Source organism: Streptomyces sp. NPDC058239 (genome assembly GCF_042882185.1).
In the GTDB taxonomy this organism is placed as follows: domain Bacteria; phylum Actinomycetota; class Actinomycetes; order Streptomycetales; family Streptomycetaceae; genus Streptomyces.
Window position 1 is genome coordinate 120,603 of sequence record NZ_JBHVWS010000021.1, and the last position, 22,729, is coordinate 143,331.

A 22,729-nucleotide genomic window follows, 5' to 3' on the forward strand; every position below is an offset into this window, starting at 1 on the left:
GCGCCCCCCTTCAGGTCCTCCCCCGGCGAACCCGTCAGCGTCGCTCGGGCTTCGCGCTGCGTGACATCAGCTCGCCCAGTGCGACCATCGGCGGCTTGCCCTCGTGGACGATGCCGACGACTGTCTCGGTGATGGGCATGTCGACGCCGTGCCTGCGCGCCAGATCGAGCACGGATTCACAGGACTTGACGCCCTCGGCGGTCTGCTTGGTGACCGCGATCGTCTCCTGGAGCGTCATTCCGCGACCGAGGTTGGTGCCGAAGGTGTGGTTGCGCGAGAGCGGCGAGGAGCAGGTCGCCACCAGGTCGCCGAGGCCCGCGAGTCCGGAGAAGGTCAGCGGGTCGGCGCCCATGGCGAGGCCGAGGCGGGTCGTCTCGGCAAGACCGCGGGTGATGAGCGAGCCCTTGGCGTTGTCGCCGAGGCCCATCCCGTCGGCGATGCCGACGGCGAGACCGATGACGTTCTTGACCGCGCCGCCGAGTTCGGCGCCGACCACATCGGTGATGGTGTACGGGCGGAAGTACGGAGTGTGGCAGGCGGCCTGGAGACGCCGGGCCACCGACTCGTCCTGGCAGGCGACGACGGCCGCGGCGGGGCGGCGTTCGGCGATCTCCTTGGCCAGGTTGGGGCCGGTGATGACGGCGACGCGGTCCGCGGAGACCTTGGTGACGTCCTCGATGACCTCGCTCATCCGCTTCGCGGTACCGAGTTCGACGCCCTTCATCAGCGAGACGAGGACGGTGTCCGGTTCGAGGTGCGGGGCCCAGTCGGCGAGGTTGGCACGCAGCGTCTGCGAGGGCACGACGAGCACGGCGAAGTCGGCGCCGTGCAGCGCCTCGGCGGCGTCGGTGGTGGCCCTGACGGATTCGGGGAGCTCAATTCCCGGCAGATAGTCCGGGTTGGTACGGGTCGTGTTGACAGCCTCGGCGACTTCGGCGCGACGGCCCCAGAGGGTGACCTCGCAGCCGGCGTCGGCGAGAACCATGCCGAAGGCCGTACCCCATGAGCCGGTTCCGAAGACGGCTGCCTTTGCGGGGTGCGTCACTTGGGTCCCTTTCCTTCGGCCTTGCGCCGCTGTTCTGCACGGGCCTTGCGGTGGTCATACGGCTCCGCGGGCGCCTTCTCGCCCCGTACGATCTCCAGCTGCGCGGTCACCGCCGCCATGATGACCTCGGTCGCCTCGCGCAGGACGTCCGGCGTCGGATCCTTCTCGTAGAACCGGGAGAGGTCGACGGGCGGTCCGGCCTGCACCCGAAGCGTTCTGCGGGGGAAGAGCCGGAGCTTGTTCTCCTTGGCGTACGGCGGCATGACCAGGTTGGCGCCCCACTGGGCGACCGGGATGACCGGGGCCTTCGTCATCAACGCGACGCGGGCCGCACCGGTCTTGCCGGCCATCGGCCACATGTCGGGGTCGCGGGTGAGGGTGCCCTCCGGGTAGAAAGCGACGCATTCACCGCGCTCGATGGCGTCGACGGCGGCCCTGAAGGCGTCCAGCGCATTGGTGGTCTCGCGATATACGGGGATCTGTCCGGTGCCGCGCAGCATCATTCCGACAAAGGGGGTCTTGAAGAGGCCGGCCTTCGCGAGAAGCCGCGGCACCCGTCCGGTGTTGTACTGGAAGTGACCGTAGGAAAGCGGGTCCAGATACGAGTTGTGATTGACCGCAGTGATGAATCCGCCGTCGGCCGGAATATGTTCCATTCCCCGCCAGTCACGCTTGAACAGAACCACCAACGGCGGTTTCGCGATGACCGCCGCCAGGCGGTACCAGAAGCCGATTCTGCGGCGGGACACTCGGACACCTTCCTCTACGGACCTGACTGCTGCCTGGCTACCGACGGTCAAGTCTCGCCCCAGGCCCCTGCTCTGTCGAGAACACCGTACGCCCCGCTTTCGGGACCGAACCTCCGGGTTCTCGCACCGGCAGGCGAGAATAAGCGGCGATGCGCATCGAGAGGCAGATCGCCACGAACACCGACCCGGCCGGTCCTTGGTCGCTGGTCGTCCCGTTGAAGCCCTTGGCACGGGCCAAGAGCAGGCTCGCGCCTGCGACGGGCGCCGCGCTGCGCCCGCGGCTCGCCCTCGCCTTCGCCCGGGACACCGTGGCCGCCGCCCTGTCCTGCCCGGCGGTACGGGATGTGGTGGTCGTCACGGACGACACGGAGGCCGGGGCGGCTCTCGCGGCCCTCGGGGCACGGATCGTTCCCGACGAACCGGACCGCGGGCTCAACGCCGCCCTGGCGCACGGCGAGCGGTCCGTGCGGGCCGAGCGGCCCGGGGCGGCTCTCGCCGCTCTCAATGCGGATCTGCCCGCACTGCGCCCCGGAGAATTGGCCCGGGTGCTCAATTTTTCCGCTGCTTTTCCCCGCACATTTGTCACCGATGCGGCAGGAATCGGTACAACATTTCTGTCCGCTGCGCCGGGTGTGGAATTGCGACCGGCTTTCGGCGGTTCTTCCCGGGCCCGGCATCTGGACTCCGGAGCGGTGGAAATCAGCCTGACCGGCATCGATTCGGTCCGCCAGGACGTGGACACCGGCGACGATCTGCGGGCGGCCCTGGCCCTGGGCGTCGGCCCGCACACGGCGGACCGCTGGGCCGCGGGCGTGCCCGCGCGGGACCGATAGGCTGCCGTTCATGCAGGCGACCTCGTACACGTACGACCCCGAGACCCGCACCGGCAGCGTGCTGCTCGACGACGGCACCCCGGTGGAATTCGACGCCCGGGCCTTCGACGCCGGCGGTCTGCGGCTGCTGCGTCCGGGGCAGCGGGTGCGGATCGAGGTCACCGGCAAGGGCGCGGATCTACGAATCACGCTGGTGACGCTGCAGACGTTCTGAACGGCTCCGTACACTGCCCACAACAGCCCGCGGGCCGGGCTCCCCGAGGGGAGCCCGGCCCGGCGCGTGAGTAGCCCTGCGCTGCTCGGCCTCACTTCTTCCGTGCAGTGGCCTTCTTCGCCGTGGTCTTGCGTGCCGTGGCCTTCTTCGCGGGCGCCTTCTTCGCCGTGGCCTTCTTGGCGGGCGCGGTCTTGCTGGCAACGGCCTTCTTGGCGGCCGTCGTCTTCTTCGCCGCCGCGGCGGTGGTCTTCTTCGCGGCCGCTGCCGTGGTCTTCTTGGCCGCCGCGGTGGTCTTCTTCGCGGTGGTCTTCTTGGCGGCGGTGGTCTTCGCCGCGGTCACGGCCTTCTTGGCGGTGGCCTTCTTCGCAACGGCCTTCTTGGCGGTGGCCTTCTTGGCCGCGGCCTTGGTCGTCGTACGGGTGGAAGCACCGCCCGAGAGGCTGCCCTTGGGCGCCTTCTTCACGGCCACATCGTGCTTGGGGAGCTTCTTCGAGCCGCTCACCAGATCCTTGAAGCCCTGTCCCGCACGGAAGCGGGGCACCGAGGTCTTCTTGACCCGCACCCGCTCACCCGTCTGCGGGTTGCGGGCGTAGCGGGCGGGGCGGTCGACCTTCTCGAACGAGCCGAAGCCGGTGACCGAGACACGGTCCCCCGCGACAACCGCACGGACGATCGCGTCGAGCACCGCGTCGACGGCGTCCGCGGCCTGCTGACGGCCGCCGACCTTGTCGGCAATCGCTTCTACGAGCTGCGCCTTGTTCACGTCTTCCCCTTCGGAGACATTGCCAGAACGAAAGTGTTCAAGCGTTTTCGCACGTTAGGCAGATATATACCGCAAATCAAACACGAAACGGGCTAATCACCCTAGTGCCGCAACGAAGTCGACCGCTGCGCAGTTCCGCAGAGTCAGTCACCTTCGGGGAATCGGCCCTCATCGAGGTCCTTCATCAACCGGTCCAGACGCCTTGCCGCATCCGGGAGATCGTGCTTAGCCGCGGCCGTGATGACCAACAGCTTCCGGGACAGCGCCATCCTTACGCCCTCCGGGACTTGCAGCGCGCGCACTCTTGTGTGCGCTTCCTTCAATCGGTCGGCGACTTGGCCGTAAAGCTTGAGTTGGCTGTCGCGTTCCATGCACCGATTGTGCCATCTGGGGCGAGTTGTCGCCCGACGGGGTCTCAACAAGCGACTGCGCCCTCTACCAGAAGGCAGAGGGCGCAGTCCTGGAAACGCGCTGCTCAGGCGTTAATTGTACGCGGCTTGAAGGTCGGCCTTGCCGCCTCATAAGTCGCGATGTCCGCTTCGTTCTGAAGGGTGAGGCTGATGTCGTCCAGCCCGTTCAGCAGTCGCCAGCGGGCGTTCTCGTCGAGCTCGAAGTCCGCGGTGATGCCCTCGGCGCGGACCTGGCGCTCCTCCAGGTCGACGGTGATCTCGGCCGTCGGGTCGGCCTCGGTCAGCTCCCAGAGCGCGTCGACCACCTTCTGGTCGAGTACGACGGTCAGCAGGCCGTTCTTCAGCGAGTTGCCGCGGAAGATGTCGGCGAACCGGGAGGAGATGACGGCCTTGAAACCGTAGTTCTGCAGGGCCCAGACGGCGTGTTCGCGCGACGAGCCGGTACCGAAGTCGGGACCCGCCACCAGGACCGTGGCGCCGTCCCGCTCGGGGCGATTGAGGATGAAGTTCTCGTCCTTGCGCCAGGCCTCGAAGAGTCCGTCCTCGAAGCCGTCGCGGGTGACCTTCTTCAACCAGTGGGCGGGGATGATCTGGTCGGTGTCGACGTTGCTGCGGCGCAGCGGGACGGCCCGGCCGGTGTGTGTGGTGAAAGCTTCCATGATTCTCAGACTCCGGCGGGCGTACGGGCGTCGGACAGGTCGGCCGGCGAGGCCAGGTGGCCCAGCACGGCGGTGGCGGCGGCGACCTGCGGGGAGACCAGGTGCGTGCGGCCGCCCTTGCCCTGCCGCCCCTCGAAGTTGCGGTTCGAGGTGGAGGCGGAGCGCTCGCCGGGGGCCAGCTGGTCGGGGTTCATGCCGAGACACATCGAGCAGCCCGCGTGGCGCCATTCGGCGCCCGCGGCGGTGAAGACCTTGTCCAGGCCCTCCTCGACGGCCTGCAGGGCGACCCGGACCGAGCCCGGGACGACCAGCATCCGTACTCCGTCGGCGACTTTGCGGCCGTCCAGGATCGCGGCGGCGTTACGCAGGTCCTCGATCCGGCCGTTGGTGCAGGAGCCTACGAAGACGGTGTCCACGTTGATCTCGCGCAGCGGCTGGCCGGCGGTCAACCCCATGTATTCCAGGGCCTTTTCGGCGGCGTTGCGCTCCGAGGCGTCCTCGTACGAAGCCGGGTCGGGGACGTTGGCCGACAGGGGCGCGCCCTGGCCGGGGTTGGTGCCCCAGGTGACGAACGGTGCCAGCTCGGCGGCGTCGATGACGACCTCGGCGTCGAAGACCGCGTCGTCGTCGGTGCGCAGCGTCTTCCAGTACGCGACGGCGGCGTCCCAGTCCTCACCCTGCGGGGCGTGGTCGCGGCCCTTCAGGTAGTCGAACGTGGTCTCGTCCGGGGCGATCATGCCTGCCCGGGCGCCGGCCTCGATCGACATGTTGCAGATGGTCATCCGGGCCTCCATCGAGAGCTTCTCGATGGCCGAGCCGCGGTATTCGAGGATGTAGCCCTGGCCGCCGCCGGTGCCGATCCGGGCGATGATCGCGAGGATCAGGTCCTTGGCCGTGACGCCGTCGGGCAGTTCGCCGTCGATGGTGATCGCCATCGTCTTCGGACGGGCCAGCGGCAGCGTCTGGGTGGCCAGCACATGCTCGACCTGGCTGGTGCCGATGCCGAACGCCAGCGCGCCGAACGCACCGTGCGTGGAGGTGTGGGAGTCACCGCAGACGACCGTGGTGCCGGGCTGGGTCAGCCCCAGCTGCGGACCGACCACGTGCACGACGCCCTGCTCGACATCGCCCAGCGGGTGCAGCCGTACGCCGAACTCCGCGCAGTTCTTGCGCAGCGTCTCCAACTGGGCGCGGGAGACCGGATCGGCGATGGGCTTGTCGATGTCGAGGGTCGGGGTGTTGTGATCCTCGGTGGCGATGGTGAGGTCGAGGCGCCGCACCCGGCGTCCGGCCTGCCGGAGGCCGTCGAAGGCCTGGGGGCTGGTCACCTCGTGCAGCAGGTGCAGATCGATGAAGAGGAGGTCGGGCTCACCATCGGCGCGCCGGACGACATGGTCGTCCCAGACCTTCTCCGCGAGTGTCCTACCCATCGCTTTCCCTCCGGCCGGCGTCTTCGCCGGCCCAACTAGAGATTCGGTGCGCCGCCGTCCGGACCCCCGTGCGGGGCGGTGGCTACGGGCCGTTGTGTGGCCGCCCCTACAGGTTCGCAACTTCCGCCGAAAATTGAACTTGCGTTTCACAGAGTGAGACGGGAGTATCGTCGTATGGACAACTCTAGCGGCGTCGGCGTTCTCGACAAGGCAGCTCTGGTATTGAGCGCCCTGGAGTCCGGTCCGGCCACCCTCGCCGGGCTGGTCGCGGCGACCGGGCTCGCACGACCCACGGCACATCGACTGGCCGTGGCACTGGAACACCACCGGATGGTGGCGAGGGACATGCAGGGCCGGTTCATCCTCGGCCCGAGGCTGGCGGAGCTCGCGGCCGCGGCCGGCGAGGACCGCCTGCTGGCGACGGCAGGCCCGGTACTCACGCACCTGCGGGACATCACCGGCGAGAGCGCGCAGCTCTACCGGCGACAGGGCGACATGCGGATCTGTGTGGCGGCGGCGGAGCGGCTGTCCGGCCTGCGGGACACCGTGCCGGTCGGCTCCACGCTCACCATGAAGGCCGGCTCGTCGGCCCAGATCCTGATGGCCTGGGAGGAGCCGGAGCGCCTGCACCGCGGCCTCCAGGGCGCCCGTTTCACGGCGACGGCGCTCTCGGGCGTACGGCGCAGGGGCTGGGCCCAGTCGATCGGCGAGCGCGAGCCGGGCGTCGCCTCGGTCTCGGCGCCGGTGCGCGGCCCCTCGAACCGGGTGGTCGCCGCCGTCTCGGTCTCCGGACCGATCGAGCGGCTGACCCGGCACCCGGGCCGGATGCACGCCCAGGCGGTCATCGACTCGGCGGCCAGGCTCAGCGAGGCCCTGCGCCGCAACGGCTGACGTACGCAAGAAATATCTTCCGGCCGCCCCAGCGTCGTGGCGGCCCTCTCTCAGAGCCTCACTTCGCGGACGAGCGGTGTGCGAGACGATCCGCCGCCCGGCGGCCCCGCCCCTCGATCGGCAGTACGCCGGTCACCGCGGCCAGTCCGTAGGCCGGCATATCGGCGTAGATCGATTCGTAGCCGCCCTCGGGCACTATGTATGTCTCGTGCCACAGCCCCACATGCTGCCGGGACTTCTTCTCCTTGCGGTTCATCATCGCCCAGGCCTTGCGGTGGAACATGTCGGGAGCGCTCGCGTACGCGTACAGCTTCTCCTTCGACTCCCAGTACTGGACGACGTAGTACGTCCGCGGCGAGCCGGACAGCAGTGTGTAGCCGAGCAGGCCGCGGCTCTTGTCCTTGCTCAACTCCCGCAGCATGCGCGGCATTGCCGCCAGCACGGGCAGCCAATGGTGCACGCCCCGGAAGTGGTTGATGCGCATCCCGATGAGCAGGACGACCACCTCCCCCTCGGCCGCAGCGGTCGTCCGTCCCGGAATCGGCTTCGCGAACATGGCCGTACCCCTTTCACTTGGAGAGTGCCACTATCCAATGATTGGATAGTGGCACTGCCCAAGAGGTGGCGCAAGGGAAGGCACGGAACATGCGACTCTCGGAACTGAGCGAGAAGAGCGGCGTCAAGACCGCCACGATCAAGTACTACCTGCGCGAGGGGCTGCTGCGGCCGGGCCACCGAGTGAGCGCGACGCAGGCCGAGTACGACGAGAGCCATCTGCGCCGGCTGCGTCTGGTGCGGGCCCTGATCCAGGTCGGCCGCCTCCCCGTGGCCACGGCCCGCGAGGTCCTCTCCCATGTCGACGACGAGTCCCTGGGCCGCACGATCCGCCTGGGCGCCGCGCTGTGGTCGCTCCCGCACGGTCCGGACCCCGACGAGGAGGCCCCGGAGACGGCGGCCGCCCGCGAGGAGGTCGAACGACTTCTGGACCGGCTGGGCTGGGCGACCTCGCAGGAGCTCGGCTCCCTGTCCCCCGCCCATCGCGCGCTGGTGTCGTCGGTGGCCACCCTCATCCGGCTCGGCTATCCCTGCGATGTCGAATATCTGGCCGAGCAGGCCCGCCTCATGCACCAAGTCGCCGTCCAGGACCTGGACATGATGGAGACGTACCCCACGGAGGCGGAGCAGGTGGAGACGGCGGTCGCGTCGGCCGTGCTCTACGAGCCGCTGCTGATGTCGCTGCGCAGGATGGCCCAGGAGGAGGAGTCGGCCCGGCGGTACGGACTCTGAGGGAGAAGAGGCAAGGGCCCCTCACCGAGGTGAAGGGCCCTTGTCTGTCGCTCTGTTGTACCCCCGACCGGATTCGAACCGGCGCTACTGCCGTGAGAGGGCAGCGTGCTAGGCCGCTACACAACGGGGGCTTGTTACTGCTGTTGCATTTCTGCGCTGGGCTACCAGGACTCGAACCTAGAATGACGGTACCAGAAACCGTAGTGTTGCCAATTACACCATAGCCCACCAAAACTCAACCCCCGGAAGGGCTTTTGTTCGGTTTGCGCTTCCCGTTCGGATCTTTCGTCCCGCTCGGGCGGCGCAGGAAGAACATTACCCGAAGGTGTCCGGCGCTCCAAAACGGGTATTGCCCGCCAGCAGGCCGGGCAACTGATCGAGCCCACTGATACGGACGAGCTCGGGCCGCCCGCCCCGTCCGCCCCGGTCCAGCCAGATCCCCATCAGCCCTGCGGCGACCGCGCCGCCCGCGTCGATGTCCGGCTCGTCCCCCACGTACGCGACCTCCTGCGGCTCCAGCGCCAGCGCGTCGCAGGCAGCGTGGAAGGCACCGGCCTCGGGCTTGGAGACGCCCAGCTCCACAGCGCACACCACGGCCTCGAACCGCTCCCGCACACCGAGCGTGCGCAGCTTGCGGTCCTGGTTGTGAATGCTGGAGTTCGACAGCACCCCGTGCCGGAACCCGTCCGCCAGCACATCCAGTACGGGCAGCACATCGGGAAAGAGCGACCATGCGGCCTCGTAATGGGCCGCGTGCCGACCGAACCAGTCGTCGGCCTCGGCATCCTCCAGCGCCCGCGAGAGGAACTCCCGGACCCGGTCCCGGCGCTGCCCCTGGAAGTCGGTCTCCCCGGCGGCGAACCGTGCCCAGTGCACATCGGTGATCGCCCGCCACGCAGCGAGGGCCTGCTCGACGGAGTCGTATCCGTCGGGCAGGCCCTCGTGTTCGAGATGCTTGCTCATGCCGACGCGGTCGGCGCCCGTGTAGTCGAAGATCGTGTCGTCGATGTCCCAGAGGACCGCGCGGATCGTCATGCGTCCCAGCGTATGCGGCTGTGCGCCGGGCGTGGCGTGTTCGGGGGCGGCCCCCGGAGTCAATCCGGTGGCCGCCCCCTCGGGGCGTGACCTGGACGGCTACGCGGTCAGCTTCGCCAGTGCCGCGTCGATGCGGGCCAGGGTCTTCTCGCGGCCCAGGATCTCCAGGGACTCGAAGAGCGGCAGGCCGATCGTGCGGCCGGTGACCGCGACGCGGACCGGGGCCTGGGCCTTGCCGAGCTTCAGGCCGTGCTCCTCGCCGGCGGTGAGGATGGCGTTCTTCAGGGCGTCCGCATTCCACTCGGCATCGGCCAGCTTGGCGCGGGCCGTGACGAGCAGGGCGTCGGAGCCCTCCTTCATCGCCTTGGCCCAGGACGCCTCGTCGATGGCCGGCTCGTCGAGGAAGAGGAAGTCGACGTTGGCCGTGATGTCCGAGAGGACCGTCACGCGGGTCTGGGCGTGCGGAGCGATCGCCGCGAACCGGTCCGCGTCGAAGGACTCCGGGGCCCACGGGGCGAACGGCGCCTTCAGCCAGGGGCCGCACGCCTCGGTGAACGTCTTCACATCCAGCTTGCGGATGTGCTCGGCGTTGATGTGCTCGCACTTCTTCAGGTCGAAGCGCGCCGGGTTGGCGTTGACGTCCTTGATGTCGAACGCGGCCACCATCTCCTCGATGGAGAAGATGTCGCGGTCCTCGGCGATGGACCAGCCCAGCAGGGAGAGGTAGTTGAGCAGCCCCTCGGGCAGGAAGCCGCGCTCGCGGTAGAGGTTGAGCGAGGCCTGCGGGTCGCGCTTGGAGAGCTTCTTGTTGCCCTCGCCCATGACGTACGGGAGGTGGCCGAACGCGGGGGTGGCCTTGGCGATGCCCAGCTCGATGAGCGCCTTGTAGAGGGCGATCTGACGCGGGGTGGAGGAGAGCAGGTCCTCGCCGCGCAGGACGTGGGTGATCTCCATCAGCGCGTCGTCGACCGGGTTGACCAGCGTGTAGAGCGGGGCGCCGTTGGCACGGACGATGCCGTAGTCCGGCACGTTCTCCGGCTGGAAGGTCAGCTCGCCGCGGACCAGGTCGGTGAAGGTGAGCGCCTCGTCGGGCATCCGGAAGCGGACGATGGAGGTGCGGCCCTCGGCCTCGTACGCGGCGATCTGCTCGGCCGTGAGGTCGCGGCAGTGGCCGTCGTAGCCGGACGGCTTGCCGGCGGCACGGGCGGCGTCGCGGCGGGTGTCGAGCTCCTCGGTGGTGCAGTAGCAGTGGTACGCGTACCCGCCTGCGAGAAGCTTCTCGGCGACATCCTTGTAGATGTCCATGCGCTGCGACTGGCGGTACGGGGCGTGCGGACCGCCGACCTCGGGGCCCTCGTCCCAGTCGAAGCCGAGCCAGCGCATCGACTCCAGGAGCTGGTTGTAGGACTCCTCGGAGTCGCGGGCCGCGTCGGTGTCCTCGATGCGGAAGACCAAGGTGCCGCCGTGGTGGCGGGCGAAGGCCCAGTTGAAGAGGGCGGTGCGGACCAGGCCCACATGGGGGTTGCCGGTCGGGGAGGGACAGAAACGTACACGGACAGGTGCGTTAACCACGCTTGATCACCTTGTTGGTGAGAGTGCCGATGCCTTCGATGGTGACGGCGACCTCGTCGCCGACATGGAGGGGTCCGACCCCTGCGGGAGTGCCGGTGAGGATCACATCGCCCGGGAGCAGCGTCATGGCTTCCGTGATGTGGACGACCAGATCCTCGATCGAGCGGATCATGTCGCTCGTACGGCCCAGTTGGCGTTGCTCGCCGTTGACCGTGGCCTGAATGGTCAGGTCGCTGGGGTCGAGGTCGGTCTCCACCCAGGGGCCGAGCGGGCAGGACGTGTCGAAGCCCTTGGCCCGGGCCCACTGCTTCTCGCGCTTCTGGGCATCGCGGGCGGTGACGTCATTGGCGCAGGTGTAGCCGAAGATGACGTCCTTCACGCGCTCACGCGGCACTTCGCGGCACATGCGTCCGATGACCACGGCCAGTTCGGCCTCGTGGTGGAGTTCGTTGGAGAAGGAGGGGTACTCGATGGCGTCGCCGGAGCCGATCACCGAGGTGGTGGGCTTGAAGAAGGCGACGGGGACGTCCGGTACCTCGTTGCCCAGTTCCGCGGCGTGCTCCGCGTAGTTGCGGCCGATGGCCACGACCTTGTTGGGGAGCACGGGCGGCAGGAGGCGGACCTTGCTCAGCGGGACCTTGGTGCCGGAGAGCTCGAACTCGGCGTACGGGATGCCTTTGATGATGTCGAGGACGAGACCATCGGGCCCCTCGCCCTCGACGGCGCCGAAGGCGACATTGCCGTCGATGGAGAACCTGGCGATGCGCACGGGATGCTGTCGCCCCTCACTTGCTGGCTGGCTGAAGACTGACGCTCCAGGCTAACGCGGGTGAGGGGGGACAACCGCGCATTACTCGGCTGCTGCGACCGGGGCCGTGACCGGGGCTTCCATGAGGATGGTGCGGCGGGGGTTGGCCGTCTGGGTGGGCAGCTCGACGGTGCGCTCCGGCAGTTCCGGCGTCTGCAGCTCGTCGGCGTCCTTGAGGTGCGCCAGCGTGGTGCGCCGGGGGTTGGCAATGTTGCGGAACATCATCGTCGTCTTCATCTGCCGTTCGGACCCTGTCGGTACGGGCGCCGCCCGGAGGGGCGCCGGTTGTCGGATTTGCCATCCCTGTAAAGCGTCAGGCTAAACATCCAATTCCCTTCGGGAGCCCGGATGAGACGGCGATCATCATGTGAGTTTCCTCACGACCGCGTCGACAATTGCACCATTCCGGGCGGCTGATCACTCCGACAGAAACGGACATTGCGCCACTGAATGAGCCATTCCGCTCCTGATCATGTCGACTGGGACACCCTTCACCCTCCACCGATTCGCCCTTGATCATCCGTTTTGCCCGCGAACACGCTCCACGATTTGTCACTCGACCATCACAACGCGTCACCTAAATCACAGCCCGGCACGGGGCCCTTGTTGGAGATCCGGCACTGTGCTGGAATTCCACGCACCGCCGCGGGTTTCAGGCCCGGCGCGCAGGGGCGCAACGCAGCGCCGACGAGTGGCGGCGGGAAGGGGAAGAGCGCCGGTCACTCACGACCACCAGGGGGCGGACACGACGCCCCACGACGCCGACACCGTCCCACCCGCCTCGCGCGGAGGGACGCCTGGTCCAGAGGTTGCGACGCTAGTGCAGGGACGTTTCAAGAGGGATGGCAGCGCTGCGGCGGAACAGGAGCCGCACGGCGGGACCGACCGCGGTTCCTCGCCCCAGCACGCCCAGAACCCCGGACCGGCCTCGGCCGGCGACAGCGGTGACCGCGACCGGCGCCCCGGTGCCACGGCGAGCAGCGGCACCGATCCGATCTCTTCGCTCAAGCCCCGGGGCTCCGTCAGCACGGGCTCACGAGTGGCTCTTCGCAACTGGCGGATCAGCACGCGTCTGGTCTCCCTGCTCGCCCTTCCCGTGGTCGCCGCGACCACTCTGGGCGGACTGCGGATCAACGATTCCATGAACGACATCCAGCAGCTGGATCACATGCAGCTGCTGACCAAGATGACCAAGCAGGCGACCACGCTCGCCCAGGCGCTCCAGGAGGAGCGCGACCGCTCGGCCGGTCCGCTGTCCAACGGGGTGAAGGCCGACGATTTCAAGGTCACCGAGCCCCGCAAGAAGACCGACCGGGCGAAGACGGCCTTCCTGGACGCGACGAACTCGATCGGCGACCCGTCGGGCGACGAGGCCCTCGAGGGCATCTACGCGAGCGTCAACCGGATCGCCGGCCAGCTGGCCACGATCCGCGACATCCGCGAGACGGCGTACGCCAAGAAAACCCCGAGTCTCCAGACCGTCGACAACTACAGCCAGCTGATCACCTCGCTGCTGAGCCTCTCGCAGGACATGGCGCAGGCGACCAGCAACTCCGAGATGATCAAGCGGACCCGGGCGCTGGCGGCCTTCTCCTCCGCCAAGGAGTACGCCTCGGTCCAGCGGGCGGTCATCGCCGCGGCGCTGCCCGGCGGCAACGACAAGCAGCCGCACCTCGACCAGAACGACCAGCAGTTCGGCCGCGCCGCGCTGCGCAAGGAAGACTCTGCGATCCGCTCCTTCAAGGCGGTCTACGCGGCGACCGGCAACAACGCCGAAGAGCTGGTCGCCACGCTGCAGGAGGGCAACCCGGAGATCAAGGCCTCCGAGACCTACGCGAAGAAGGTCCTGAACAGCCCCTCGGGCATGGACGGCATGCCTCGGCGTTCCTACCTGGACTGGTACGACCAGAGCTCCACCAAGATCCAGGCGATGAAGACCATCGAGGAGACCCTCCTCAGCGACATGGAGGGCAAGGCCCGCGAGCTCCGCGACGAGTCGAAGCGCGAAGCGATCATCAGCGGTGCGCTCATCCTGCTGGTGCTCGGCGTCTCGCTGGTCGGCGCCTTCGTCGTCGCCCGGTCGATGATCCGCTCGCTGCGGCGACTGCAGGACACAGCTACGCGCGTCGCCCAGGACCGGCTGCCCGAGCTCGTCAAGCAGCTCTCCGAGGCTGACCCGCAGGACGTCGACACCTCGGTCGAGTCGGTCGGTGTGCACTCCCGGGACGAGATCGGCAAGGTGGCCGCGGCCTTCGACGACGTGCACCGCGAGGCCGTCCGTCTCGCCGCCGAGCAGGCCCTCCTGCGGGGCAACGTCAACGCGATGTTCACCAACCTCTCGCGCCGCAGCCAGGGCCTCATCCAGCGTCAGCTCTCGCTCATCTCCGAACTGGAGTCGCGCGAGGCCGACCCGGACCAGCTGTCCTCGCTCTTCAAGCTCGACCACCTCGCGACCCGTATGCGTCGTAACGGCGAGAACCTCCTCGTTCTCGCGGGCGAGGAGCCGGGCCGCCGGTGGACCCGTCCCGTCCCGCTGGTCGACGTGCTCCGTGCCGCCGCCTCCGAGGTGGAGCAGTACGAGCGCATCGAACTGGCCGCGGTGCCCGCCACCGAGGTCGCCGGCCGTGTGGTCAACGACCTCGTGCACCTGCTCGCCGAGCTGCTGGAGAACGCCACGTCGTTCTCCTCGCCGCAGACGAAGGTCCGGGTCACCGGTCACGCACTGCCCGACGGGCGGGTGCTGGTCGAGATCCACGACACCGGTATCGGCCTCTCCCCCGAGGACCTCGCGGCGATCAACGAGCGGCTCGCTTCGCCGCCCACCGTGGATGTCTCGGTCTCCCGCCGCATGGGTCTGTTCGTGGTCGGCCGGCTGTCCCTGCGTCACGGTATCCGGATCCAGTTGCGGCCCTCGGACTCCGGTGGTACGACCGCGCTGGTCATGCTTCCCGTCGATGTCGCGCACGGCGGCAAGCAGCCGGCCCCCAAGGCGGGACCGGGGCAGCAGCCCTCCGCCCCCGGCGGTCTGCTCGGCGGTGGCAGCGGTACGGGCGCGGGCAACGGCTCCCGTCCCGGCCTCGGAGGCGCTCCGTCGGCCCCGGCCGGCCGGCTCGCCGCGGGCCCGGGTGCCGCGCGCGGTCAGGTCGGTGCGGGCTCCGGTCCGCGTGCCGCGCTGCCCTCGCGTGACGGCGGCCCCCGCCAGCCGCAGAACCAGCAGGGCCAGCAGAACGCCGGCTTCCAGTCCGCCGGGCTGTCCAACACCGGCCCGCAGGACACCTCGCGCCAGGAGCCGCAGCGTCAGGGCGGCGGCCTCGCCGGTGCCTTCGGCAACGGTGCCCGGCTCGGCGCCCGCGGCCAGGGCGACGGAACGGGCCGTACGGACTCGTCCCAGCCCGACATGTTCGGCCGGAGCCACCAGGACCAGCACCGCCAGGACCCCGGCCGCCAAAGCCGCGGCGACCAGCAGGGCGGGTCTAACGGCCCGGCGCCGTTCCAGTCCCCGCAGCCGCAGCAGGCCCGGCAGAACCCGGGCGGCCAGGGCGGCTTCCAGCAGCCCGGCGGCCCGGTCGACCCCGGTCGCCAGCTGCCCCCGGTCGGCGGGCCGCGTGCCGAGCTGCCCGGTGGCAACCCGCAGCCGCAGCGCCCGCAGACCACCAGCTGGGGCACCGAGGAGCCGTCCGCGCCGCGACGTGCTCCGCTGGACGCCCCGCGCGGCCACGAGGACCCCGAGTCCACCGGCCTGTTCCAGCGGCCGATGAGCCCGCCGCTCACCCCGCGGCCGCCCCTGGACGACCGGCAGGGCCCCGGCTCCACCGCCGAGTTCGCCCGCCCGGACTTCTCGGCCCCGGCCCCGCAGCCTCAGTCTCCGCAGGACCCGGCGAGCACCGCGCAGTTCGCCCGCCCCGACTTCGGACAGCCGCAGCCCGCTCGGGCACAGGACCAGGGCCTGCCGGCACCGCGTCAGCGCGGCCGGGACAACGGGGACTTCGGTGCCCCGCGTCCGCCCGCCGTGCCCAACGGTGACGCGCAGTACCGGCCGGTCCTGCCGCCGCAGCCGCAGCCCGAGGCGCTGCCTCCGGCCGGGCCCGGGGACGGTCGTACGCCGCTGTACGACACCCTGGAGACGAACTGGTTCCACGGCCCGCAGCAGGGCGGCCAGCAGCCGCCCGCCGAGCCGCAGGCGCCCGCCTTCCCGCAGCAGCCGGCCCAGGAGCGCCCCGCTCCCGCCGCGCCGCGCCGCGGCGGAGGCGACACGGGCGCCACCACAAGCTCCTGGCGCCCCTCGCCGAACGACGAACTCGTGCGGCAGGCGGAGCGGGCCAAGAAGCCCGCGGCAGGCGGAGTGACCACCTCCGGACTGCCTCGCCGGGTACCTCGCGCCAATCTGGTGCCGGGCACCGCCCAGCAGCAGAACCATCAGTCCGGTCCTCAGGTGTCGCGTGCGCCCGATGATGTGCGCGGGCGGTTGACCAATCTCCGCCGGGGCATCCAGCAGGGACGGCAGGCCAACAACGGCCAGTCGACCGGAAGTTTTCCCCTCGGCCCCACTCACCAGCAGGAGCGTTAGTTGAGCCCGATGAGTCAGGCCGCGCAGAATCTGAACTGGTTGATCACCAACTTCGTGGACAACACCCCCGGGGTGTCGCACACGGTGGTGGTCTCCGCCGACGGACTCCTGCTGGCCATGTCCGAAGGTTTCCCGCGCGACCGCGCGGACCAGCTGGCGGCTGTCGCCTCCGGTCTGACCTCGCTGACCGCGGGCGCCTCCCGGATCTTCGAAGGCGGCGCCGTCAGCCAGACCGTGGTGGAGATGGAACGCGGATTCCTCTTCCTGATGTCCATCTCGGACGGCTCCTCGCTGGCCGTGCTCGCCCACCCGGACGCCGACATCGGTCTGGTCGGGTACGAAATGGCCCTGCTGGTCGACCGTGCGGGCACAGTCCTCACCCCGGACCTCCGTGCCGAGCTCCAAGGCAGCCTGCTCCACTAGGCGGCCATGGATCGATGAAAGACTCGATTGCCCCAGACAACGCCCTCATCCCCAGCCCGTTCGGCCGCTTAGAGCCCCCCACCGGCCCCTTCAGACGGCAAGCCGACCCCTTGCTGTCACGCCCGGAGGATTCATGACCCCGCCACCCGCCTCACCCGATCCGTACGGCGCACTGCACCACGCGTCGTACGACGGTGAAGGCGACCAGCCGCTGGTCCGTCCGTATGCCATGACCGGCGGCCGGACCCGGCCGCGTTACCAGCTCGCGATCGAGGCGCTGGTCTCCACCACGGCCGACCCCGCGCATCTGGGGACGCTGCTCCCCGAGCACCAGCGGATCTGCCACCTCTGCCGTGAGGTCAAGTCGGTGGCGGAGGTCTCGGCGCTGCTGTCGATGCCGCTCGGTGTGGCCCGGATTCTTGTCGCGGACCTGGCGGAAGCCGGCATGGTGGCCATCCACCAGCCGGGCAATGGAGAGGCCGGCGGCGCGCCGGATGTGACGCTGCTCGAAAGGGTGCTCAGTGGACTTCGCAAGCTCTAGCGGCGGTGCGGCCCGCGCCACCACCTCGGCGAAGATCGTGGTGGCGGGGGGCTTCGGCGTGGGCAAGACCACGTTCGTCGGTGCCGTTTCGGAGATCAACCCGTTGCGTACGGAAGCCGTGATGACGTCCGCGTCCGCGGGCATCGACGACTTGACGCACACCGGCGGCAAGACGACGACGACCGTCGCCATGGACTTCGGCCGCATCACGCTGGACCAGGACCTGATCCTGTACCTCTTCGGTACGCCCGGACAGGACCGCTTCTGGTTCATGTGGGACGACCTGGTCCGCGGCGCCATCGGCGCCGTCGTCCTCGTCGACACCCGCCGCCTCGCCGACTGCTTCCCCGCCGTCGACTACTTCGAGAACAGCGGACTCCCCTTCGTCATCGCCCTCAACGGCTTCGACGGACACCAGCCCTACACCCCCGACGAGGTCCGCGAAGCGCTCCAGATCGGACCCGACACCCCGATCATCACGACGGACGCCCGGCACCGCGCGGATGCCAAGAGCGGCCTCATCACGCTCGTGGAACACGCTCTGATGGCGCGGCTGAAGTAGGCACAAGTCTGTATTGATATACGGCAGTTACCGCAGCCAAACGGGGGTGGACTGTGTCCTTTGACACGATCCGCCCCCGTGTTCATAACGTTTCGACAGAGAATTGTCCCGCGTTCAGCACCCGATGCATTCGATCGGTACCGCTGTGCTCACATGAGCCCCGCCTTTTGACGGGGCTCGCTCTTTATGCCCGTTTTATCTGAGGCCTGGACCACTCGGAATGGCTGGTTCCGACTGTTTGGAACGCGGCCGGTCCCCGTGCTGGAATTCGACGAACTCCCCAGTAGTACGGCCCTGAACAAAAAACGGCACAACGTAGGTGCCGACGCCGAGAGGTTGTTGGTCGAGTGAGGCGAAGCAACGAGGGCTCCGCGGCACAGCAGGAGCGGGGCAACTTCACCCCGCCGCCGCGCGCCGCGGCGTCGCCTGCCGATGTGTCCGAGGCGGTGACGTCCGGCGGCAGCAGCAGCCGGATGTCCCCGCGCAACTGGCGGGTGCCCACCCGGCTGAACGCGATCCTCCTGATCCCCGTGCTGGTCGGCCTGGTCATGGGCGGCTTCCAGGTGAAGGGGTCGGTCGACACCTGGCGAGAGGCGCAGGACGCCGAGAAGACCGCGCTGATCGTGCGCGCGGCCTCCGTGTACGGTCAGGCGCTCCTCAACGAGCGTGACCTCTCCGCTCAGCCCCTGTTGTCGAACAAGCGTGACGCCGCTGTCATCAGCCAGGTCCGGGCCACCACCGACGCGGCCGCGGCCAAGTTCGACACGGCCGTGAAGGACCTGCCCAAGAAGCAGGGCCTGGAGCGGCGTCTCCAGCTGTTCCGGCTGGAGGAGCCCAAGCTCCCCGAGCTGCGCAAGGCCGCCTACGCCGAGGCCATGGACCCGGTGAAGACGGAGGAGGGCTACATCCAGGTGCAGCACTCCCTGATGGAGTTCTGCAACGAGCTGGGTCTGGGCACCGGCAACATCACCAGCTACGGCCGTACTGTCTACGCGATCGAGCTCGCCAAGGCTGCAGAATCGCTTCAGCGCTCCATCGGTATGCATCTGCTGGTGCGTCCGAGCCAGGAGGGCGACAAGTTCGACGCCCAGGTCAAGGCCTTCGGCTCGTACAACTACCTGGAGCAGATCGCGCTCGGTGAGTTCGTCTCCGGTGGTACGGAGGCCGACGCAGCCCGGCTGAAGCAGGTCATGACCGCCAAGTCGGCCGACGGTGCGAAGAAGCTGAAGAAGGCGAAGGAGCAGGCCGACGCCGCGGGTGTCCCGTTCGTCGCGCCGCCCAGTGTCGACGGCTCGGTCTTCGACGGCATGGCCCAGCAGATCGGGCAGGGCAGGTCGCCCGAGAAGCTGGCAGCGAAGGGCATCACGCCCGAGACCTGGATGGCGGCGGCCACTGCCAAGTTCGACGGCTACACCACGGTCGAGGACGAGCTCGTCGACAAGGCCGTGACCGAAGCCGCGGACATCTCGTCCAGCGCCAAGAACGACGCCGTCATCAACGCCGCCGTCGTGATCGTCGCCCTGCTGGCCGCCTTCGTCCTGGCCGGGCTGATGGCCCGGCAGATGAGCCGCTCGATGCGCCGGCTGCGTACGGCCGCCTTCGGGATCGCCGAGCAGCGGCTGCCGATGCTGGTCGACCAGCTCTCCAGGACCGATCCGGGCCGGGTCGACACCCGCGTCCAGCCGATCCCGATCGACAGCCGCGACGAGATCGGTGAGGTCGCCCGCGCCTTCGACCAGGTGCACCGCGAGGCGGTCCGGCTGGCGGCCGAGCAGGCCATGCTGCGGGGCAACGTCAACGCGATCTTCACCAATCTGTCGCGTCGCAACCAGTCGCTGATCGAGGGCCAGCTGACCCTCATCACCGACCTGGAGAACAACGAGGCCGACCCGGACCAGCTGGAGAACCTCTTCCGGCTGGACCACCTGGCCACCCGTATGCGCCGCAACGGCGAGAACCTCCTCGTCCTCGCCGGCGAGGAGCCGGGCCGCCGCTGGAACCAGCCGGTCCCGCTCGTCGACGTGTTGCGGGCTGCCTCCTCCGAGGTGGAGTCGTACGAGCGCATCGAGCTCTCCGGGGTGCCGGAGACCGAAATCCACGGCCAGTCCGTCACCGACCTCGTGCACCTGCTGGCCGAGCTGCTGGAGAACGCCACCACGTTCTCCTCGCCGCAGACCAAGGTGCGGGTCACGGCGACCCGGCTGCCCGACAGCCGTGTGATGATCGAGATCCACGACAAGGGCATCGGCCTCACCGCCGAAGACTTCGCCGACATCAACCACAAGCTGGCCAACCCGCCGACCGTGGACGCCGCGGTGTCCCAGCGGATGGGTCTGTTCGTGGTCGGCCGGCTGGCCGACCGGCACGGCATCCGGGTCCAGCTGCGCCCCTCGGGCGAGCAGGCCGGAACGACCTCGCTGGTCATGCTGCCGGACGCCATCACCCACGGTGGCGGTGGCGAACCGGTCGCCGCGCAGGACGACTTCACCGTCTCCTCGATCATTCCGCAGCAGCAGACCTTCGAACAGCTGCCCCACCAGCCCCAGATGCGCACGGCGGCGGAGCTCGGCTTCGATGACTCGCGCTACGAGCAGCAGCCGGTGGACGCCGCGCAGCTGGACCCGGTGGGCCGCTCGCTGATGCGTGAGGAACGCCGGGCCGCGCTGGAGGCACAGACGGTCGGCGAGCGCCCGCAGTTCCCGCAGGAGCAGTACGCCGCGAACCAGCCCGCCGGGAACGAGTACGCCGACAACGGGTACGCCGGGAGCGGGTACGCCCAGGAGCCGCAGCAGGAGCAGTACGAGCAGGCTTCGTACGAGGGCGGCTACGACCCCTACCGCGTCGACGCGGGCTTTGGCGAGCAGCCCGACCACGCTCATCAGGGCGGCTATGCGGAGGCTTCCTATGCGGCCGGTGAGGCCCCTCAGCCGTCGTACGAGGAGCAGTTCGCCCCCCAGCCCCACCAGGACGGGTGGGCGGATCAGAGCGCCTACCAGGGCGCGTACGAGCCGCCGGCAGAGGTCGAAGCGGAATCTGTCCCGAGCATCCCCGCCGAGCCGCAGGAACGCGTAGGCTTCGACCGTCCGGGGCCCACCCCGAACCCCGGCCACGAGATGACCGAAGCCGGTCTGCCTCGCCGGGGCGGTCAGCAGCACTGGCAGCCCACCGGCCGCGGGAACAACCGGCCCGTCGCCGAGCAGCAACAGCCGCAGCAGGAACCGCCGCAGCGGCAGTCGCCTGCTCAGCAGGACGGGAACGGCTCCGACGACTGGCGCTCGGCGAACGACGAGCGCTGGGAGCGGGCCGAGAAGCTCCGGGAGCCGAAGGCGGGCGGGGTCACCCCGTCCGGACTTCCCCGGCGGGTACCCAAGGCCAATCTGGTCGAGGGCACGGCGGAGCAGACCCGGCAGGACGGCCCTCAGGTCTCCCGCGCCCCCGAAGACGTCCGCGGCAGGTTGAGCAACCTGCGGCGTGGCGTGCTGCGGGGACGTAACGCGGGTTCGGACACAAGTAATACCTACAACCAGGAGCGTTAGTGTGAGCCCGATGAGCCAGGCGGCGCAGAATCTCAACTGGTTGATCACCAACTTCGTGGACAACACCCCCGGGGTGTCGCACACGGTGGTGGTCTCCGCCGACGGACTCCTGCTGGCCATGTCCGAAGGATTCCCGCGCGACCGCGCGGACCAGCTGGCGGCTGTCGCCTCCGGTCTGACCTCGCTGACCGCGGGCGCCTCCCGGATCTTCGAAGGCGGCGCCGTGAATCAGACAGTTGTGGAGATGGAGCGCGGATTCCTCTTCATCATGTCCATCTCCGATGGATCTTCGCTGGCCGTTCTCGCCCACCCGGACGCCGATATCGGTCTGGTCGGGTACGAAATGGCCCTTCTTGTCGACCGCGCGGGCACCGTCCTCACCCCGGACCTCCGCGCCGAACTTCAGGGAAGTCTTCTTAACTAGTAGACAGACAGTGCGTTTCGCGCCACCGAGTCATAAGGTGCGGTGGCGCGGACCCACTGGGATCGGGACCGGCAGGCGGAGGAGGAATCGTGGCAACACCCCCAGGCGGACACCGGTACGACGGTGGCCAGAACGTGCCGGGTGAGCACGGGGACAATCGTTTCAACTTCCCCTCCACACCCAGCGGACAGGGCGCACAGCAGCCGTATCAGCCCTATTCGCAGCCGCCGCAGGGCGCCCAGCAGGGCCCCGGGTGGCCTCCGCAGCGGCCACACCGCTACGACTCGCCCCAGTCGCCCCGCATTCAGCCCGTACAGCCGCGGCAGGCCCCCGAGCCGGCCGCACCGGCCGCGCACAATCCGCTGGTCCGTCCGTACGCCATGACCGGCGGCCGGACCCGACCGCGCTACCAACTCGCCATTGAGGCGTTGGTCAGTACCACGGCCGATCCGTCCCGGCTGCAAGGGCAGTTGCCCGAGCACCAGCGGATCTGCCGGCTGTGCATCGAGATCAAGTCGGTCGCCGAGATTTCGGCACTGCTCTCGATCCCGCTCGGCGTTGCCCGGATCCTCGTAGCCGACCTGGCAGAGGCCGGACTCGTCGCTATCCATCAGCCCGGCGGCGACGAGTCCGCCGGCGGCCAGCCAGATGTGACACTGCTCGAAAGGGTGCTCAGTGGACTTCGCAAGCTCTAGCGGCGGAGCAGCCCGCTCCACTACCTCCGCGAAGATCGTGGTGGCAGGGGGCTTCGGCGTGGGTAAGACCACGTTCGTCGGTGCCGTTTCGGAGATCAATCCGCTGCGCACCGAAGCCGTGATGACGTCCGCGTCCGCGGGCATCGATGATCTGACGCACACCGGGGACAAGACCACCACTACGGTGGCGATGGACTTCGGCCGCATCACGCTGGACCAGGACCTGATCCTGTACCTCTTCGGTACGCCCGGACAGGACCGCTTCTGGTTCATGTGGGACGACCT

General features: G+C 69.0%; 23 protein-coding genes and 2 tRNA genes. 12 read left to right on the forward strand and 13 right to left on the reverse strand.

The features are described 5' to 3' along the window. Window positions 1-34 precede the first annotated feature (34 nt). Both ACFVYE_RS22875 and ACFVYE_RS22880 read right to left on the reverse strand, forming a co-directional pair. Window positions 35-1,045, reverse strand: a complete 1,011-nt coding sequence (locus ACFVYE_RS22875; RefSeq protein WP_383978484.1) for an NAD(P)H-dependent glycerol-3-phosphate dehydrogenase — start codon at window positions 1,043-1,045, stop codon at window positions 35-37. Next, a complete protein-coding gene (locus ACFVYE_RS22880; RefSeq protein WP_383978481.1) occupies window positions 1,042-1,794 on the reverse strand; it encodes a lysophospholipid acyltransferase family protein in 753 nt (250 codons plus the stop codon). Before ACFVYE_RS22880 ends, ACFVYE_RS22875 begins: the two co-directional genes overlap by 4 nt. Before the next feature lie 149 nt (window positions 1,795-1,943). Here ACFVYE_RS22880 and cofC point away from each other — a divergent pair, with 149 nt between their 5' ends. Together cofC and ACFVYE_RS22890 are read left to right on the forward strand one after the other, a co-directional pair. Then, window positions 1,944-2,627, forward strand: a complete 684-nt coding sequence (gene cofC / locus ACFVYE_RS22885) for a 2-phospho-L-lactate guanylyltransferase (RefSeq protein WP_383978479.1) — start codon at window positions 1,944-1,946, stop codon at window positions 2,625-2,627. Between the two features lie 10 nt (window positions 2,628-2,637). Next, window positions 2,638-2,841, forward strand: coding sequence for a hypothetical protein (locus ACFVYE_RS22890; RefSeq protein WP_329836328.1), 204 nt, complete (start codon window positions 2,638-2,640; stop codon window positions 2,839-2,841). Window positions 2,842-2,932: 91 nt separating this feature from the next. Here ACFVYE_RS22890 and ACFVYE_RS22895 read toward each other — a convergent pair whose 3' ends face one another. The 4 genes from ACFVYE_RS22895 to leuC form a co-directional block, all read right to left on the reverse strand. Continuing rightward, entirely contained in the window at window positions 2,933-3,604 is a 672-nt protein-coding gene (locus tag ACFVYE_RS22895) for an HU family DNA-binding protein (protein WP_389607113.1), read from the reverse strand. 143 nt (window positions 3,605-3,747) lie between these two features. Then, on the reverse strand, window positions 3,748-3,975 hold the full coding sequence (locus ACFVYE_RS22900) for a hypothetical protein (RefSeq protein ID WP_072487271.1): 228 nt from the start codon (window positions 3,973-3,975) through the stop codon (window positions 3,748-3,750). 104 nt (window positions 3,976-4,079) lie between these two features. Next, entirely contained in the window at window positions 4,080-4,673 is a 594-nt protein-coding gene (gene leuD, locus ACFVYE_RS22905; RefSeq protein ID WP_383973758.1) for a 3-isopropylmalate dehydratase small subunit, read from the reverse strand. Window positions 4,674-4,678: 5 nt separating this feature from the next. Further along, window positions 4,679-6,103 (reverse strand): 3-isopropylmalate dehydratase large subunit, encoded by a 1,425-nt coding sequence (gene leuC, locus ACFVYE_RS22910; protein ID WP_383973760.1) that lies wholly within the window; start codon window positions 6,101-6,103, stop codon window positions 4,679-4,681. A 174-nt stretch (window positions 6,104-6,277) separates the two neighbouring features. Here leuC and ndgR point away from each other — a divergent pair, with 174 nt between their 5' ends. Further along, complete coding sequence (gene ndgR / locus ACFVYE_RS22915; protein WP_030928691.1) at window positions 6,278-6,994, forward strand: IclR family transcriptional regulator NdgR; 717 nt, start codon at window positions 6,278-6,280, stop codon at window positions 6,992-6,994. Between the two features lie 58 nt (window positions 6,995-7,052). On the opposite strand, the gene ACFVYE_RS22920 is transcribed toward ndgR, so the two are convergent. Beyond that, a complete protein-coding gene (locus tag ACFVYE_RS22920) occupies window positions 7,053-7,550 on the reverse strand; it encodes a DUF4188 domain-containing protein (RefSeq protein WP_389607115.1) in 498 nt (165 codons plus the stop codon). An 89-nt stretch (window positions 7,551-7,639) separates the two neighbouring features. On the opposite strand from ACFVYE_RS22920, the gene ACFVYE_RS22925 reads away from it, so the two are divergent. Next, window positions 7,640-8,281: a MerR family transcriptional regulator gene (locus tag ACFVYE_RS22925; protein WP_383973764.1), complete on the forward strand. Its 642-nt coding sequence runs from the start codon at window positions 7,640-7,642 to the stop codon at window positions 8,279-8,281. Between the two features lie 58 nt (window positions 8,282-8,339). On the opposite strand, the gene ACFVYE_RS22930 is transcribed toward ACFVYE_RS22925, so the two are convergent. The 6 genes from ACFVYE_RS22930 to ACFVYE_RS22955 form a co-directional block, all read right to left on the reverse strand. Continuing rightward, window positions 8,340-8,412, reverse strand: a tRNA-Glu gene (locus tag ACFVYE_RS22930). A gap of 25 nt (window positions 8,413-8,437) precedes the next feature. Next, window positions 8,438-8,509, reverse strand: a tRNA-Gln gene (locus tag ACFVYE_RS22935). 87 nt (window positions 8,510-8,596) lie between these two features. Continuing rightward, a complete protein-coding gene (locus tag ACFVYE_RS22940; RefSeq protein ID WP_389607117.1) occupies window positions 8,597-9,316 on the reverse strand; it encodes an HAD family hydrolase in 720 nt (239 codons plus the stop codon). Window positions 9,317-9,415: 99 nt separating this feature from the next. Continuing rightward, on the reverse strand, window positions 9,416-10,888 hold the full coding sequence (gene gltX / locus ACFVYE_RS22945; RefSeq protein ID WP_383973768.1) for a glutamate--tRNA ligase: 1,473 nt from the start codon (window positions 10,886-10,888) through the stop codon (window positions 9,416-9,418). Then, a complete protein-coding gene (locus tag ACFVYE_RS22950; protein WP_114246867.1) occupies window positions 10,881-11,657 on the reverse strand; it encodes a fumarylacetoacetate hydrolase family protein in 777 nt (258 codons plus the stop codon). Before ACFVYE_RS22950 ends, gltX begins: the two co-directional genes overlap by 8 nt. Before the next feature lie 81 nt (window positions 11,658-11,738). Then, the gene (locus ACFVYE_RS22955; protein WP_383973770.1) at window positions 11,739-11,933 is read right to left on the reverse strand and encodes a hypothetical protein; all 195 of its coding nucleotides are present in this window, start codon (window positions 11,931-11,933) and stop codon (window positions 11,739-11,741) included. 583 nt (window positions 11,934-12,516) lie between these two features. Here ACFVYE_RS22955 and ACFVYE_RS22960 point away from each other — a divergent pair. The 8 genes from ACFVYE_RS22960 to ACFVYE_RS22995 all read left to right on the forward strand — a co-directional run. Then, window positions 12,517-16,263, forward strand: a complete 3,747-nt coding sequence (locus tag ACFVYE_RS22960; RefSeq protein WP_383973772.1) for a nitrate- and nitrite sensing domain-containing protein — start codon at window positions 12,517-12,519, stop codon at window positions 16,261-16,263. Next, window positions 16,264-16,686, forward strand: a complete 423-nt coding sequence (locus ACFVYE_RS22965; protein ID WP_003966009.1) for a roadblock/LC7 domain-containing protein — start codon at window positions 16,264-16,266, stop codon at window positions 16,684-16,686. It abuts the gene before it with no gap. A gap of 133 nt (window positions 16,687-16,819) precedes the next feature. Then, the gene (locus ACFVYE_RS22970; protein WP_003966010.1) at window positions 16,820-17,227 is read left to right on the forward strand and encodes a DUF742 domain-containing protein; all 408 of its coding nucleotides are present in this window, start codon (window positions 16,820-16,822) and stop codon (window positions 17,225-17,227) included. After that, window positions 17,208-17,789, forward strand: a complete 582-nt coding sequence (locus ACFVYE_RS22975) for an ATP/GTP-binding protein (protein ID WP_072487286.1) — start codon at window positions 17,208-17,210, stop codon at window positions 17,787-17,789. The genes ACFVYE_RS22970 and ACFVYE_RS22975 overlap by 20 nt, the downstream gene beginning before the upstream one ends. 347 nt (window positions 17,790-18,136) lie before the next feature. Beyond that, entirely contained in the window at window positions 18,137-21,325 is a 3,189-nt protein-coding gene (locus ACFVYE_RS22980) for a nitrate- and nitrite sensing domain-containing protein (RefSeq protein ID WP_383973774.1), read from the forward strand. Between the two features lie 10 nt (window positions 21,326-21,335). Continuing rightward, complete coding sequence (locus ACFVYE_RS22985; protein ID WP_030980891.1) at window positions 21,336-21,749, forward strand: roadblock/LC7 domain-containing protein; 414 nt, start codon at window positions 21,336-21,338, stop codon at window positions 21,747-21,749. Between the two features lie 89 nt (window positions 21,750-21,838). Further along, a complete protein-coding gene (locus ACFVYE_RS22990) occupies window positions 21,839-22,444 on the forward strand; it encodes a DUF742 domain-containing protein (RefSeq protein ID WP_383973776.1) in 606 nt (201 codons plus the stop codon). Continuing rightward, window positions 22,425-22,729, forward strand: a 305-nt coding sequence (locus ACFVYE_RS22995; RefSeq protein WP_030739219.1) for an ATP/GTP-binding protein, incomplete at its 3' end; no start/stop codon positions are given. The genes ACFVYE_RS22990 and ACFVYE_RS22995, both read left to right, overlap by 20 nt.

Coding starts and splice junctions, on each gene's coding strand:
- cofC (WP_383978479.1), top strand. CDS start 1,944: ATGCGCATCGAGAGGCAGATCGCCACGAACACCGACCCGGCCGGTCCT.
- ACFVYE_RS22890 (WP_329836328.1), top strand. CDS start 2,638: ATGCAGGCGACCTCGTACACGTACGACCCCGAGACCCGCACCGGCAGC.
- ACFVYE_RS22900 (WP_072487271.1), bottom strand. CDS start 3,975: ATGGAACGCGACAGCCAACTCAAGCTTTACGGCCAAGTCGCCGACCGA.
- leuD (WP_383973758.1), bottom strand. CDS start 4,673: ATGGAAGCTTTCACCACACACACCGGCCGGGCCGTCCCGCTGCGCCGC.
- leuC (WP_383973760.1), bottom strand. CDS start 6,103: ATGGGTAGGACACTCGCGGAGAAGGTCTGGGACGACCATGTCGTCCGG.
- ndgR (WP_030928691.1), top strand. CDS start 6,278: ATGGACAACTCTAGCGGCGTCGGCGTTCTCGACAAGGCAGCTCTGGTA.
- ACFVYE_RS22920 (WP_389607115.1), bottom strand. CDS start 7,550: ATGTTCGCGAAGCCGATTCCGGGACGGACGACCGCTGCGGCCGAGGGG.
- ACFVYE_RS22925 (WP_383973764.1), top strand. CDS start 7,640: ATGCGACTCTCGGAACTGAGCGAGAAGAGCGGCGTCAAGACCGCCACG.
- ACFVYE_RS22940 (WP_389607117.1), bottom strand. CDS start 9,316: ATGACGATCCGCGCGGTCCTCTGGGACATCGACGACACGATCTTCGAC.
- ACFVYE_RS22955 (WP_383973770.1), bottom strand. CDS start 11,933: ATGAAGACGACGATGATGTTCCGCAACATTGCCAACCCCCGGCGCACC.
- ACFVYE_RS22970 (WP_003966010.1), top strand. CDS start 16,820: ATGACCCCGCCACCCGCCTCACCCGATCCGTACGGCGCACTGCACCAC.
- ACFVYE_RS22985 (WP_030980891.1), top strand. CDS start 21,336: ATGAGCCAGGCGGCGCAGAATCTCAACTGGTTGATCACCAACTTCGTG.